The following is a 15,269-nucleotide window of genomic DNA, read 5'->3' on the forward strand; positions in this document are numbered from 1 at the left end:
ATAATTACCGATATTCCGTTATGTTAGTGTGATTTAATATTCACATAATAAAAAAGTAATTTAGCTTGATCAGAATATCTTTTTATGACTATACCCATCTACCAGGCCGACGCGTTTACCGATAAGTTATTTGGCGGCAATCCTGCAGCTATTTGTCCGCTTACCGAGTGGTTGCCCGATGCTATAATGCAAACCATAGCTATCGAGAATAACCTGGCCGAAACCGCCTTTTTTGTTAAAACCGATGCCGGTTACAAATTGCGCTGGTTTACCCCCGAATATGAAATTGATCTTTGCGGCCATGCCACCCTGGCATCGGCACATATACTGTTTACCGAACTGGGTTTTGAGGGTGATACCCTGCATTTTGAAACCGTAAAAGCCGGCACATTGACCGTAAAAAAAGACGGCGACAAGTATACGATGGATTTCCCATCGAGACCGCCCATACCTATTGAACAACCCATGGGATTAGCCGAGGCCCTTGGTGATAAGCAACCGGTAGCCTTTTTACGGTCGAGGGATTATTTCCTGGTTTATGAAACCGAGCAGGATATCAAAGATATAAGCCCTGACTTTTTCGCTTTATCAAAAATGGATACCGTTGGGGTTATCGTTACTGCCCGTGGTGACAATGCCGATTTTGTATCCCGATTTTTTGCGCCGGGCGCCGGCATTCCCGAGGATCCCGTTACAGGGTCAGCTCATTGCAACCTGATACCCTATTGGGCAAAAATACTAGGTAAAAACACCCTACACGCCTACCAGATCTCGGCCCGCCGGGGCGAACTCTGGTGCGAACTCAAAGGCGACCGCGTACAAATGAGCGGCAAAGCAGTAACCTATTTAAAAGGGGAAATCAGCATTGCTCATTAGGTCATTAGGGTAACTTGTAAAGCTTAAAGTGGGTTTACATGGTTTACACTTTTCATGGTTAACATTGATTTATATAATTGAAAATCAATAAATTATGGAATTTTATGTCAAATTTATGTTAACCGACTTTATAGAATTTTTGTCCCCGCCGGTTCAAGTGTCCTCACTTGAACCCATATGGGCGTAAGCGTCCACGCTTACGCTAAACTATATCTAGGCGTGGACGCCTGGATAGGCGGATTAACCTAAAAAATATTGCAGACGTGTTGGATATAGATGTAAAGGTTTTTTTATAACTTGAACAGACGAACCAATAGGCCCTATTATGGATGAAGAATTACAAATAAAGAAACTTGACGCATTATTTTTCTTATTTAGAGAGGAACAAGTTGGTATCGCCAAACATTTCATCAAGGAGATGATGCTTGGAAAGGGCTTTGAGGTTTCCAATGTGGAGATAGAGAGATATTTAGATCAATTAATTGACGATGGTTATATTATGCTGACGGCCGATGATGCAGGCACCCGTATCTATATCATTAAAATAAAAGGTTTGCTATTTGATGGGTACGAACAGCAAATACTTAGTCGTATTTCCGAAAATACTCGCTTGGAAACACTCGAAAACTCGCAAAGGGCGAATCAAACGTTGACGACTTGGCTAACAGTTTTAATCGCTTTTGGCACACTTGTGGCTGCAGTATATTACTCAATTGAGATTTGTAACCGCTTTTCGCCGATTTTGCATCAACATGATTTATATTGGATTTGGGAAGCAGTCCCAAAAAGAAAGTCTTAATTTCCCTCATGGTCCAACAGGCATATAGTCTCCTAACAAGACAAAGTAACAGCCTTAGCGGCAATTGAGCGCTCTACGATATTCAAAACCGCTCTGTAAAGTATAGAGATTGCTTCGTTCCTCGCAATGACGAGTGAGGATCAAAGCCTCTCCCCTATTTAACCCTAAAAAACAGACTCGTCCCATTCGCAACATTCCCCATCAGTAAAGAATCATTACCCTTAAGTTCCATTTTAAAAGACTCTTTAAAATCGCCATAATTAATATTAACGGAATCCCCGATGAATTTATAAGAATAAGAGGTATCATTATCAGGATAGGTGAATTTTTTCTTGTCGATAATAAGCGTAACACCATCCGTAGTATCTGCGGACCATGAACCTAACATATTTTTAGCTAATGAACTATGCTGATCGGGCGCTGGATCCATTTTTGGTTGCTGTACTACCTGAACTGTTTGTTGTGTTTTAATGGAATCCGTTTCTGCTTTAGCAATTTTACCTGCCTTATTGGATTTGCAGGAGGCCATCAGCGTAACAGTTATCAATGAATAAAAATATCTTTTCATAGTGAATGGGTATCACCGTCAAATTTAATATTTAATCCCGCAATACAAGTTGCATTACCTGGTGGAGCAGGCAACGCCATCCCGATCTTTTATCTTTAGCTGCCACAAAAAAAGTTTAATAAAATCATTTTTTTATGATTACTTTGAAGGTTCGATCTTTTATCAGAACACAATAATATAAATGCAGCTTACCCGCTTAGAAATCAAGGGCTTTAAAAGTTTTGGAGATAAGATCACCATTAATTTTAATGAGGGTGTAACTGCTATTGTGGGGCCAAATGGCTGCGGAAAATCAAATGTGGTCGACTCGATACGCTGGGTTTTGGGCGAACAAAGTACCCGGATGCTCCGCTCCGAAAAGATGGACAACGTTATTTTTAACGGAACCAAGAGCCGCAAGGCAGCCAATCTGGCCGAGGTTTCCCTCACTTTTGATAATACCAAAAACGTACTACCAACCGATTACTCGCAGGTTACTCTAACCCGTAAACTGTACCGCACCGGCGAAAGTGAATACCGCCTGAATGATGTGCAATGCCGCCTGAAAGATATCACCGATCTTTTCCTGGATACAGGTATAGGTTCCGACTCTTACTCTATCATTGAGTTGCGGATGATCGACGAGATCATTACCAATAAGGAGGGTTCGCGCCGTAACCTGTTTGAAGAAGCGTCGGGCATATCTAAATACAAGCTCCGCAAAAAGCAAACTTTTAGTAAGCTTAAAGACACTGAAGCAGATTTGGAACGTGTGGAAGATCTGTTGTTTGAGATCGAGAAGAACTTGAAATCGCTGGAGAATCAGGCTAAAAAAACCGAGCGTTATTACCGCATCAAGGAGCAGTATAAAACGCTCAGCATTATGCTGGCCTCGTTTCGCATCGTGTCGTTCAGTGAATCGTTAAAGAAAATTGAAGACCAGGAGCAACAGCAAAAGGCCGAAAAAGGCGGTATTGTTGCCCAAATAGATACTTTGGAGGCTGCCCTGCAACAACAAAAGCTGGATAGCATCACCAAAGAAAAAAACCTGTCGGTTCAGCAAAAAACCACTAATGAGTTTGTATCCAAGATCCGTGCTTACGAGAGCGAGAAAAAGATCAAGAACGAGCAGCTTAAGTTTCAGCAGGATAAAGAGTCCCGTTTAAGCGAGGAGCTGGAACGTGATAAAAATCAGCTGAACCACGTACTGTACAACATCAAGCGCCTGAGCGAAGAGAAAGCTATGGAGGATGAAAACCTGCAGGCTGTACAAAGCAAGGTAACCGACCTGAAAGAAGCGGTTGATGAATTGAGGCAGCAGCAAACCGAAGCCCGTAACGAGCTCAATGAGCTTACCAATATCAATACCCGCTTGCAAAACCAGGCCTACAAAGCCGAAAAGGATATTGATATTTTACAGATCCAGCAACAGGCCCTGGAACAGGAAAGCCAGCGGAATATGGAGGATACCACCAACAAAGAGGTGGAGCTTTCGCACTTTAACCAGGTAGTTGCCGAACTGCAGGCCCGCAAAGCAACGCTTGACGATGAATACCAGGCTTCGTTAGAAGCTGAAAATAAATTAAAAGAGCAAATCTCAGTAACAGATACGGAACTTACCGAGATAAAGGATACCATTATTAAGGAAAGTCGTAAGCTGGACGCCAAGCAAAACGAATACAACCTCACCAAAAGTATGGTCGACAACCTGGAAGGTTTTCCGGAGTCGATCCGCTTTTTGAAAAAAAATACCGACTGGGCCAAAAACGCGCCGCTGTTTAGCGATGTGCTGTTTTGCCGCGAGGAGTTCCGTGTAGCCATCGAAAACTATCTGGAGCCCCTGATGAACCATTACGTGGTTGAAAGCTATGACGAGGCTATAAAGGCTATCAATTTGCTTAGTACGGCCTCTAGAGGAAGGGCGCATTTCTTTATCCTGGAAAATTATAGCGAAACAGCACCTACCGAACCAGCGTTTGAAAACGCAGGCGCGGTATCGGCGCTCAAAGTGATTGAGGTAGACAAACGCTATACCAACCTGTGCAACCATTTATTAAAAAATGTGTACCTGGTTGATGATGATAAAGACCAGCAGATCAACAATGCCCAGCTGCCCGAAGGCGTGGTATTGATTGGCAAGAGCGGCAAATTCAACAAATCAAAACATACTATGGCCGGTGGTTCGGTAGGTTTGTTTGAAGGTAAAAGGATAGGCAGAGCCAAAAACCTCGAGAACCTGGCCAAAGAGATCAAAGGGATCGAGAACCAGGTGAACGGTTTAAAAACCCGCGTAGATGATTTGCAAAGCAAGCTGGCTGCCCTCAAAGCATCCACCAAAACCGCTGAGCTGAATGAGCAGCAAATGATCATTAACCGTTTAAATACGGAGCTCATTACGGTTAAAACCAGGCAGGAACAGTACCAGACCTTCATTGAAAACAGTCTGAACCGCAAGGAGGATATCGCCCGTAAAATAGCTACCATTACCGAGGAGATGCAAAACCTGCACCCGCTGCTGGCTGAGCTAAAAACACAAAAACAGATCCAGAATGATCTGCTGGTTGAGAAACAGGCCGCCTTTAACGAGCTAAATGAATATGTTTCGGTACAATCAAATGCCTATAACCAGGAGAATATCCGTTTTCATCAGCAGCAAAATAAAGTATCGGGCCTGATAAAAGATCTGGATTATCGCGATACCCAACAGGAAAGCCTCGAAAGTCGCATCAAACAGAATGCTGCCGAGTTTGAAAATGTAAAAATAGCCATACAGGAAAACCTGAAACAAGCCGACAACTCAGACGAGGGTCTGCTGGAAATGTATGAGCAAAAAGAAAACCTGGAAAAAGCCACTCAACAGGCCGAACAGGAATATTACCAATGGCGCGGCGTTATCACCGAAAATGAGAATGAAATAACCGCCCTGCGCCGTAAAAAAGACAACAGCGAGGTTATTGAGAACGAACTGCGTGAAGAGCGCAATAACTTGAAACTGGAACTGAACGCCCTGAAAGAACGCCTTTCGGTAGAGTTCAATATAGACATTGAAGAACTGCCCGAAACCGAAACCCCGGCAGATGAAAACGAGCATGACTTGCGCGAAAGGGCCGAAAAGCTGAAACGCCAACTGGATGATTTTGGCGCCATCAACCCAATGGCGGTAGAGGCTTATAACGAAATGAATGAGCGTTATACTTTCATTCAGGCACAAAAGAAAGACCTGAGCGAAGCTAAGGCCTCCTTACTGGCCACCATACAGGAGATTGACGATACCGCCAAAGAAAAATTCATGACGGCCTTTATCATGGTGCGCGAAAATTTCATCAAGGTATTCCGCTCCCTGTTTAACGAGGAGGATTCCTGCGATTTAGTACTCACCGACCCTAACCATCCGCTGGAGTCTGATATTGATATTATTGCCAAGCCCAAAGGTAAACGCCCGCTATCCATCAACCAGTTATCGGGTGGTGAAAAGACATTGACTGCTACGGCTATCCTGTTTTCGCTTTACCTGTTGAAGCCGGCCCCCTTCTGTATTTTTGATGAGGTTGACGCACCGTTGGATGATACCAATATTGATAAGTTCAATAACATTATCCGCACTTTCTCCAAAGATTCGCAGTTCATCATCGTATCCCATAACAAAAGAACCATAGCCAGCACCGATGTAATTTACGGGGTGACTATGGTTGAACAAGGTATCTCGCGCGTGGTTCCCGTTGATCTCCGGGAACTGGCTGATTAGGCTTTCCTCTTTTATTTCTTTCCTTTTAACGTCAGGAACATAGAGTTTTTACGGGACGACTGTTTGTTTACCGACAACACCCTGCGTTGATAATCGCTTATAGATATGGCATTAGTTGATAAACTTTGAACTTTTAGGGTTGTACTTGACGGGTAGGCTCCGTTATCGACATAACCTAAGGCATTGGCCAACAAAGTTTCATTAGTATCCCCAAAATCATTCTGAATATTTTCTAAGATCCTTTTACCCTGGAATGTTCCACCGCCTGGTAAACTGCCTACCGGTGGCATACCGGTATAATAACCACCTTCGCTGTTTGAATTTTTTGTTTCAAACTCTGGCGTATAAAAGTAATAGCCGTTAACCTTAAGATCCGACAGAAAGCCCACCGGTTTACCAAAAGTAGTATCACCAACTAACTGAACGTTCATTTTAGGCCTCAGGTTATTGATGGTAAGCTCACTGGCCGATGCCGTATTACCCGTTACCAAAAAGAAAACGCGATTTACGCTTAAAGGCCCTTTTTTAGCAAATTTTTCTATCTGCGCCGCATTGGTCGACTGAAAATACCCGGTAGGGAACGGACCCAATTTTTTTTGGATGATAGGATATTTATCATTTTGCATATTGGCTGTCCAATAAGTAGTATTCATCACACTTCCGCTTGCGCTTGATGGAGCAATGAGGTTTGTCAGATAAACGCTCATATCCACATCACCACCGCCGTTATAACGCAGGTCGATGATCAGGTCGGTCACATTTTTATTCTTAAAAACATTAAAAACAGAATCAAGCCTGGCCTGTACATCCGGATTTTTATCCAAAGTCACAAAACTGTTAAACACCATATAGCCGGCTACTTTTCCACCGGTACGCGGATAGGTATTGGCATAAATAACCGGGTTTACCGTATAGCTTTTGGCATTGATTGTAACCGTTTTCTCAGTCCCATTTACCTTACGGATCTGGAGCGTTATGGTGCTGCCATTATTAACCGCGTTACTCACATACTTATAGCCTGCATCATTAGCCGGGTCTTGAAGATTGGTAATATATATACTGTTGCCGGTTTGGCCGTTGATACCGATAATCTGATCGCTTCGCTGCAGGCCGGCCGCGGCTGCCGGCGAACCCGGATAAACCAAACTTACCCTGATCACATTGGCATAGGTATAAAAATAATTAAAGCCAAAATCACCCTTGGTAGCATTCAATTCGCCATTAATAGTACCATCATCAATAAATGAATATTTGGAGCTACCCGGGTTAAACGGATCATATTCATAAGGGAGATTATGATCTGCCGGATTTTTTGATAGCTGGGTATAAGTATCAATTTCCTGGCTAAAGTTGAGTAGATCTGTACTTTGGTGAGTGAATTGTCTCGGATCAAAAATACTGGATGCAGGCAAAGAACTGTTCCAATAATAATCTTCCTGGGCTATCATATAAATAGAATCCTGGGTTAACTGAAATTTCGTAGCATCAGAATTATTTGATCCGTTATTATTATTGTTCGGGCTGCTTTTTTTACAAGCCGAAACAACAACCACAGCAGAAAAAAATATTAAGTAAAGTGCTCTTTTCATATAGGATCATTTTAATAAATTGTAAACGCCATATAACCAACTATGTTACGTATGGTTATAAAAATTTGTCGATGTTGATATGATCTATTCCCACAGCTTCGGCACACAGCCTGTCAACCTCTGAGTTTTCGATCATCATGATATCCCGTCTTTGTAAATTATGGTCTTGCATGAGCAGGTGCAAAACATCAGGTTCGGGTTTTAAGGCAGTTTCTTCGGCAAAATAGCAGGCCAGGTATTTTTCCAGCCCATGCCATTCTGTTTGTTTAATTTTATTTACCTGCTGCGAAATGTGTCCGTTGGTTACAATAAACAATTTTTTACGATCAACAACAATTTCCTGCATCAGCGTCAGCACGTTCTGATACAATAACAGCTTCAATGGCAGCTTAGCTGTGATCAGCAGGTTTTCAAATTTATCCCTGTACTTTTCAGCAATGGGGAAAGCTTCGGCCACCTGGTTAAAAACAGCATCTTTACCTAATGATGTATACGCATCAACCATAATTTCGGTTGTCTGTTTTGCGTCAACTAATTCGGTATACTCCAGCAAATTGGCAAACAGGTAATAAACCTGGTATAAATAATCTTTTTCGGGATAAAGTACATTATCCAATTCAAAAATAAAAGCGCTTTTGCGCCCATCGATGTCCTTATAATTCATTTCCCTCCACCAGGATTTTTATATTGTATTCATTAAACAATGTTTCGGCCTCCAGCAACAGGTCAACCTCTGCCTGGCGAAACAGGTAAACCGTTTCAACCCCCATATCCAGGCATAAGGTAAGCATTTCATGCGTATAACTCGTTGATTTTGGATCGGGCAAACGGATGAGTTTACCGGGTTTTAGCATAAAATCGGGCAGATCCATATGGTCGCCCATGATCACGTTATCGTTGTTCAGCAGGTTTTTTAATTTGTAAGCGGGTGCGGAGTTGGCCGCGGTTATCAATATACTCACGTTTAGGCTAAAGGTTGTTCGGCAATTAAACCATCTTTCATTAAAATTGTACGGTCAGACAAATTGGCCAGGTCCTCGTTATGAGTAACAATCACAAAGGTCTGATTAAAATCCTTCCGCAGTTTGATGAACAACTCGTGCAGTTCCAGCGCGTTCACCGAATCCAGGTTACCCGATGGTTCATCGGCAAATATCAAGGCCGGGTTATTGATGAGCGCACGTGCTACGGCCACCCTTTGCTGCTCGCCGCCCGATAGTTCATTAGGTTTGTGGTTCACCCTATCAGCCAAACCCAGACGTTCCAATAGTTCTGTGGCCTTTTTTTCGGCGTCGGGGCGCGATGTGCCAGCTATAAACGCGGGGATACACACATTTTCAACAGCTGTAAACTCGGCCAGTAAATGATGAAACTGGAATATAAAGCCAATCTTGCGGTTCCGAAAATCGCTCAGCTGCCGGTTGCTCAACTTGCTTAGTTCAATATTATTGATAAACAGCTGACCAGAATCGGGCCTGTCCAGCGTGCCTAAAATATTAAGCAATGAACTTTTACCCGCGCCGGATGCGCCAACAATAGTTACAATTTCGCCCTGCTGTACCTCCAGGTCAACACCCTTTAATATTTGCAGCTGCCCGTATGATTTATGGATAGATGTAGCTTTAAGCATTTTACAAATGTAGAATTAGTATCAAGTAGTTAGTATCAAGTATCAAGATTTTTTCCAAAGGAATTCAAATCTAACAACCAGTATATAGAAAAACGGTCATGATACTTGATACTAACTACTTGATACTTCCCCCTATTGTAAAGACAATGTTAATAAAAGCATTAGGGGCAAATAAACTCCAATTAGGTCATGAACCTTTGAAACAAAATTGTAGATTTACCGCAAATTCTTCAAAAAACATGAATATTCACGAATATCAGGGTAAAGCTATATTAAAGAGCTTTGGCGTTAGAGTTCAGGAAGGCATTGTTGCCGACAATCCTGAAGAGGCTGTTGCGGCTGCGCAAAAAATTAAAGAAGACTTTGGGTCTGATTGGGTAGTTATAAAAGCACAAATACATGCCGGTGGCCGTGGAAAAGGTGGCGGCGTAAAACTGGCCAAAAATCATGATCAGGTTAAAGAACTTGCCGGTAACATTATAGGTATGCAACTGGTTACTCCGCAAACCGGACCAGAAGGTAAAAAAGTAAAAAAGGTGTTAGTAGCACAGGATGTTTACTACCCGGGCGAAAGTGAAACAAAAGAGTTTTACATGAGCGTACTGCTTGATCGTGCCAAAGGTCGTAACATCATCATGTACAGCACCGAAGGCGGTATGGACATTGAGGAAGTTGCTCACTCAACCCCCGAATTAATATTTAAAGAAGAAATTGATCCTAAGGTTGGCTTGCAGCCATTCCAGGCACGTAAAATTGCGTTTAACCTGGGTGTAAGCGGCGATGCTTTTAAGGATATGGTAAAATTCATCACCGCTTTATATAAAGCTTACGATGCTACCGATTCTTCACAATTTGAAATTAACCCGGTATTAAAAACATCCGACAATAAAATTTTAGCGGTTGATGCTAAAGTAAATCTGGACGATAACGCTTTATACCGTCACCCGGATTACGCTGCGATGCGCGATACCGACGAAGAAGATCCAACAGAAGTAGAAGCCGGAAAATCAAACCTGAACTATGTAAAACTCGACGGTAACGTGGGTTGTATGGTTAACGGTGCAGGTTTAGCTATGGCTACCATGGATATCATTAAACTGGCCGGTGGCGAGCCTGCAAACTTTTTGGACGTAGGCGGTACCGCAAACGCGCAAACCGTAAAAGCTGGTTTTAACATCATCTTGTCTGACCCTAACGTAAAAGCTATCCTGATCAATATTTTTGGTGGTATAGTACGTTGCGACCGCGTGGCACAAGGTGTTATTGATGCTTACAAAGAAATTGGCAACATCCCTGTACCTATCATCGTTCGTTTGCAAGGCACCAACGCTGCCGAAGCAAAAGCACTGATCGATAATTCAGGCCTGAAAGTATACTCAGCTATCCTGTTAAAAGAAGCTGCAGAAAGAGTAAAAGAAGTACTGGCTTTGTAATAAGCAATCCTGATCATATTAAAAAAGGGGACGCTTGCGCGTCCCCTTTTTGGTTTACAGATAGTTGGAGGTGTTGGACTATTGAAAAATAAAATCATATAATATTTTATCTTTAGATTGCTATCCTATTAGAAAGTGTTTATGTCCGATCTTATCAGAAAAGCTACGCCCATTTCATTTAGCTACATGAAATACCTAATAACAATAATCCTTCTTGTAAATATCCACCTGCTATATGGTCAGCAGCCATTTGTTTTAAAAGCGACTGTCCCCACAGCATTTGAAGGAGATAGTGTCTTTTTAAGGGTTTGGGATTGTTATTCACTAAATCAGTTCAGAACACTAAAGTCAGATATTATTAAGAATAAAGCATTCTCATTTTCAGGAATCGTTAAAAAACCTTGTGAACAAGCGATCTTAACTATAAAAAAGGGCGAAATAGAAAAATTTTGGTTGCAGTTTGTAGTCGACTCGGGGGTAAATAATATAGAAATTAATAAGGTAGATACCGATTCCTACGTAAATAAACTAAAAAACGTAGTATTTCATTCCGTATCAAATAACATTGATCAAAAGCTTGATAGTGTAAACGAAGTCTATTCACATAAGAAACCGCTTTCCTTACAAATGCAAAAGGATGAAATTAAAGCCCAGATTGGTGTATTACAGCAATATCCTTCGGAATATTATAGTTTGATTTTTTTACGGATATTATCAGGCAGGGCTGTAAGAGATCAGAACCTTCTTTTAAAAACACTCTATGGTTTTGATGTAAAGCTAAGATCTACAGCATTAGGCATTGAAACTGATTCGATATTATCTAATGAATTAAAATCAAAAATTAGTGCCAAAGCCGGCAATCAAGTCCCTGAATTTGCGGTAAAAACAGACAAGGGAATTATTTTTAATAATCGGTCTCTTTTAGGCAAACCATATATCATAGCTTTTTCCGCTACATGGTGCGGGCCATGTCAGTTATATCAAAAAAAGTTATTGTCGTTATACCACAAATACAGGAGTAAAAATTTAAAGGTGATTTATTTTAACCTCGACGACGATATGGCTAAATGGAAAAAACTGATTATTGATAAAAAGCTTGATTGGATCAATGTTTCGGAACGCACAAAATTTGCCGATAGCAAAATTGCCAAGCAGTTTTATGCATATGCTATTCCCTTATACATCGTAGTTAATAAGGGAGGGAAGGTAGTTTATAATGGTTACGAACTTCATGATGATGATCATAGCAAACTTGAAAAATATTTAGAGAATGTAACCAAGGGGTATTGAAATAAACCAAAAGAGTAAAAGAAGTATTGGTCACCTGCGTTTTATAAAAAACAGCACATAAAAACAAGAAAACCTGCTTGTGGTAAAAGCAGGTTTTTCTTTATGGTATTAGTTTAGTTTTGTTCTCTTTTATATCTCGAATGAGAAATCATCGTCGGCACCGGCGGGTTTAGCCACTTCAGTACCTTCGCTGTATTCGTAGCGTTTTTCAACTACTTCCTGGTTTGCTTTGATATACTCAACGGTTTCTTTTAAACCTTCAGCAAATTTTTCGAAGTCTTCTTTGTACAAAAATATTTTGTGTTTAATAAAAACACCGTCCTCCAAACGTTTTTTGCTTTCAGTTATTGTAACATAATAATCGTTTGAACGGGTTGCTTTCACATCAAAAAAATAAGTCCTCTTCCCGGCTCTCACCTTCTTTGAAAAAACCTCTTCTCGCTCTCTATTGTCAAAATCTCCCATAATGAATATACCTGTAATTAGTTTTGGTTGGCATAAATATAAATCAAAATTTGAAAGTGCAAGTATTTTATTCAATTTTATTGAACATTTTGAAACATTTTCGTCATTTTATTGTGTTTGCACAAAAAAATCAGGCGTCTTGCTCTTCTTCCAGCAATTGTTTTTCGTATAGCTCAAAGTAGGTGCCTTTAAGTTGCATCAGGTAATCGTGATTGCCGTGTTCAATAATTTCGCCATTATCCATAACCAAAATTTTGTCGGCATTTTTTATGGTTGATATACGGTGAGCTATAATGATGCTGGTTTTGTTTTGCATTACCCGCCCCAGGTTGTTTAATATCTCTTCCTCGGTACGGGTATCAACTGCCGACAGGCAATCGTCAAAGATCAATATTTGCGGGTGTTTAAAAATTGCCCGGGCTATGGATACACGCTGCTTTTGTCCGCCGGATAAAGTTACACCGCGCTCTCCTATCAGGGTTTCAAAGCCTTGCTCAAGTTCTACTATATTATTGTATACCGCGGCATCTTTGGCAGCCTGTTCTACAAGGGGCATATTCAGCACATCGGCGCTAAAAGCGATGTTATTGGCAATAGTATCCGAAAACAAGAAAACCTCCTGTGGTACAAAGCCCACCTGCGAGCGATAGCCCTCCAGGTTCAATTGTTTTACCGAAGTACCGTCAATAGCTATCTCGCCGGCCGTGGTATCATACATGCGCATCACCAAATTGGCAATGGTTGATTTCCCGGCCCCGGTACGACCGATAATAGCCACCATTTGCCCCGGCTCCACCGTGAACGATACATCTTTCAAGGCCTCGATGCCCGTATCGGGATAGGTAAATGATACATTGCTAAACGCGATGCCTCCTTCAACCGTACACACCGGCACATCGGGAGATATGATCTCCGGTTTTTCATGTAAAAACTCATTGATGCGTTTTTGCGATGCCGCAGCCCGCTGGATCAGCGAAGTTACCCAGCCCAATGATATCACCGGCATAGAAAGCATGTTCAGATATACAATAAACTCCGCGATATTACCCGATGTGATATTACCCTTCATCACCTCAACCCCACCCACATAAATGGTGATTACGGTACTTAAACCCACCAGCAGCAGCATAGTTGGATAAAACATGGCCTGTACCTTCACCAGGTCCATCGAGTGGGTCTTGTAGTTTTCGCTCTCTGCGGCAAAGTTCTTGCGTACAAAGCCCTCCCGTACGTATGATTTAATAACTCGGATACCCGAAAAATTCTCCTGCACAAAACTCGACAGGGCCGACAGCCGTTCCTGGATCTGCTCGCTACGCTGATTGATCACATTGTTTACATAATATATAACACCCGCCAGTATGGGCAAAGGCAGTACAGAAAGAATAGCCAGCCTTACATTTACGGTAAGCATGGCATATATCACCAGTACAAACAGCACCACCGTATTAATGGTGTACATAATGCCCGGCCCAAGGTACATACGCACCCGGCTCACATCCTCGGTAACGCGGTTCATCAAATCGCCGGTATTGTGGCGACGGTAAAAAGCGAGGGATAGTTTTTGGTAGTGATGATAGATCTCATTCTTGAGGTCATACTCAATATGCCGCGACATCAGAATAATGGTTTGTCGCATAAAAAACAGGAACAAACCACGCAAAAGCGCCAGCACCAGTACCAGCACACCAAAAAGCATCAGACTGCTGCCAAAAATATCATAGATCATGTTTTGCCTGTTAAAGCCGGCAAAAAGCTGGTAAGCGCCAATATTTTCGGTCACCAGGTCAAACGCTACCCGGATCACCTGTGCCGGCAGCACCCCAAAAATATTCGAGATGATCACAAACAGCACACCGGGTATCAGCCGCCAGCGATACTTGTAAAAGAATTTATTAAGGTAAGCAAGGTCTTTCATATTTATGTTGTCCGGATAGCCGGGGAGCCGGGAGATCCGAAAGATATCGTTGCCAGATATCCTTTAATCAAAAGTATTAAAAAGTTGGCAGAGTGCCTGAATTGAAAAGTCGTAATGATGTAACAAAATAGCCGGTCATCAGATCTGGTTAAATTCCCCTGCCTCTCCTGCCTGCACTTTATATTTAGTAGTCTCCCTTAGGAGGAAATAGCCTATGAGTAGACATTTCTAAAAAAGGGTGTCATGCTAGCATGGTGGGCAGGCCTCTGCGCTCCACCCTTCGACGGAGCTCAGGGTGACACCCCCCTTTTTGGATATTATTTGTTTGTTCTGTCTAATCATGGGCTATTACTCTCAAAAACATCCCATTTCCCAATAATAAACCCGCTAATAAACCTGCCATACGATTAACACTTCATATTATTTATAAAATACTGTTAATCAACAAATAAACGCCACCTTATTTATTAGTTATTATTTTATATTTGATAAGTCGATAACCATTTTTAAAGCAAAAATCATGAAAAATTTCCAAAACATCGGTTCAAGGATATTGAGCCGCGCCGAGCTCAAAAACATTCAAGGAGGAGGTAGCGGCGAGTCTGCCGTCTGTGATAATGCGGGGAGGTCCTGTAGTTCTCATTGCTCTGCCGGCTTTTCAAACGGGTATAGTGCATTTGTGTCATGTGTCAGCGCTTATAATCCATGGCCATGCTCGCCATTATCCGAATGGGCATTTGTTTGCGGTAATTATAATTGAGCAAAACCGGGTAACGCTTATTTAGCTTTAAGTGCTCGGTAAGCGTTACTTGCAGTTAATGTAAACATCTCCAATCCCGGCTGTTTGTACCCACCTTATTACATATACTTGTCATAATCATAGGTCTAAAAACCAGCCACTCCACACTTCCCGCTAATAAACTTTGTCAGAATAAAAAAAACCTCTACTTTTGTCGACGCCTTAAAACATTTACTAT

At 41.8% G+C, this 15,269-nt stretch carries 12 protein-coding genes; 5 read left to right on the forward strand and 7 right to left on the reverse strand.

Annotation, left to right across the window (positions count from 1 at the left end; translation table 11 throughout):
* Positions 1–84 precede the first annotated feature (84 nt).
* Both AC57BQ_RS15185 and AC57BQ_RS15190 read left to right on the forward strand, forming a co-directional pair.
* Positions 85–876: a PhzF family phenazine biosynthesis protein gene (locus AC57BQ_RS15185; RefSeq protein WP_496407093.1), complete on the forward strand. Its 792-nt coding sequence runs from the start codon at positions 85–87 to the stop codon at positions 874–876.
* Between the two features lie 325 nt (positions 877–1,201).
* Positions 1,202–1,675 (forward strand): hypothetical protein, encoded by a 474-nt coding sequence (locus AC57BQ_RS15190; protein WP_496407094.1) that lies wholly within the window; start codon positions 1,202–1,204, stop codon positions 1,673–1,675.
* A 154-nt stretch (positions 1,676–1,829) separates the two neighbouring features.
* On the opposite strand, the gene AC57BQ_RS15195 is transcribed toward AC57BQ_RS15190, so the two are convergent.
* On the reverse strand, positions 1,830–2,243 hold the full coding sequence (locus AC57BQ_RS15195; RefSeq protein ID WP_496407095.1) for a hypothetical protein: 414 nt from the start codon (positions 2,241–2,243) through the stop codon (positions 1,830–1,832).
* Between the two features lie 181 nt (positions 2,244–2,424).
* Here AC57BQ_RS15195 and smc point away from each other — a divergent pair, with 181 nt between their 5' ends.
* Positions 2,425–5,967 carry a chromosome segregation protein SMC gene (gene smc, locus AC57BQ_RS15200; protein ID WP_496407096.1) on the forward strand — a complete coding sequence of 1,181 codons (3,543 nt, stop codon included), beginning with the start codon at positions 2,425–2,427 and terminating at the stop codon, positions 5,965–5,967.
* 11 nt (positions 5,968–5,978) lie between these two features.
* Here the strand turns inward: smc and AC57BQ_RS15205 are convergent, their stop codons facing one another.
* Genes AC57BQ_RS15205 through AC57BQ_RS15220 form a run of 4 tightly spaced genes read right to left on the reverse strand, consistent with a single transcriptional unit; the run spans position 5,979 to position 9,186 of the window.
* The gene (locus AC57BQ_RS15205) at positions 5,979–7,556 is read right to left on the reverse strand and encodes a S41 family peptidase (protein WP_496407097.1); all 1,578 of its coding nucleotides are present in this window, start codon (positions 7,554–7,556) and stop codon (positions 5,979–5,981) included.
* A 55-nt stretch (positions 7,557–7,611) separates the two neighbouring features.
* On the reverse strand, positions 7,612–8,220 hold the full coding sequence (locus AC57BQ_RS15210) for an HAD family hydrolase (RefSeq protein WP_496407098.1): 609 nt from the start codon (positions 8,218–8,220) through the stop codon (positions 7,612–7,614).
* Positions 8,210–8,518 (reverse strand): hypothetical protein, encoded by a 309-nt coding sequence (locus AC57BQ_RS15215; protein ID WP_496407099.1) that lies wholly within the window; start codon positions 8,516–8,518, stop codon positions 8,210–8,212. The genes AC57BQ_RS15210 and AC57BQ_RS15215 overlap by 11 nt, the downstream gene beginning before the upstream one ends.
* Positions 8,519–8,520: 2 nt before the next feature.
* Complete coding sequence (locus AC57BQ_RS15220) at positions 8,521–9,186, reverse strand: ABC transporter ATP-binding protein (protein WP_496407100.1); 666 nt, start codon at positions 9,184–9,186, stop codon at positions 8,521–8,523.
* Positions 9,187–9,332: 146 nt separating this feature from the next.
* On the opposite strand from AC57BQ_RS15220, the gene sucC reads away from it, so the two are divergent.
* Positions 9,333–10,619: an ADP-forming succinate--CoA ligase subunit beta gene (gene sucC / locus AC57BQ_RS15225; RefSeq protein WP_496407101.1), complete on the forward strand. Its 1,287-nt coding sequence runs from the start codon at positions 9,333–9,335 to the stop codon at positions 10,617–10,619.
* Positions 10,620–10,805: 186 nt separating this feature from the next.
* Entirely contained in the window at positions 10,806–11,909 is a 1,104-nt protein-coding gene (locus AC57BQ_RS15230) for a TlpA family protein disulfide reductase (RefSeq protein WP_496407102.1), read from the forward strand.
* Positions 11,910–12,038: 129 nt separating this feature from the next.
* On the opposite strand, the gene AC57BQ_RS15235 is transcribed toward AC57BQ_RS15230, so the two are convergent.
* Together AC57BQ_RS15235 and AC57BQ_RS15240 are read right to left on the reverse strand one after the other, a co-directional pair.
* Entirely contained in the window at positions 12,039–12,374 is a 336-nt protein-coding gene (locus tag AC57BQ_RS15235) for a DUF3276 family protein (RefSeq protein WP_090466924.1), read from the reverse strand.
* 130 nt (positions 12,375–12,504) lie between these two features.
* A complete protein-coding gene (locus tag AC57BQ_RS15240) occupies positions 12,505–14,292 on the reverse strand; it encodes an ABC transporter ATP-binding protein (RefSeq protein ID WP_496407103.1) in 1,788 nt (595 codons plus the stop codon).
* Between the last annotated feature and the right edge of the window lie 977 nt (positions 14,293–15,269).

It is taken from the genome of Mucilaginibacter sp. BGA-UO-ETr-C110 (genome assembly GCF_059567985.1).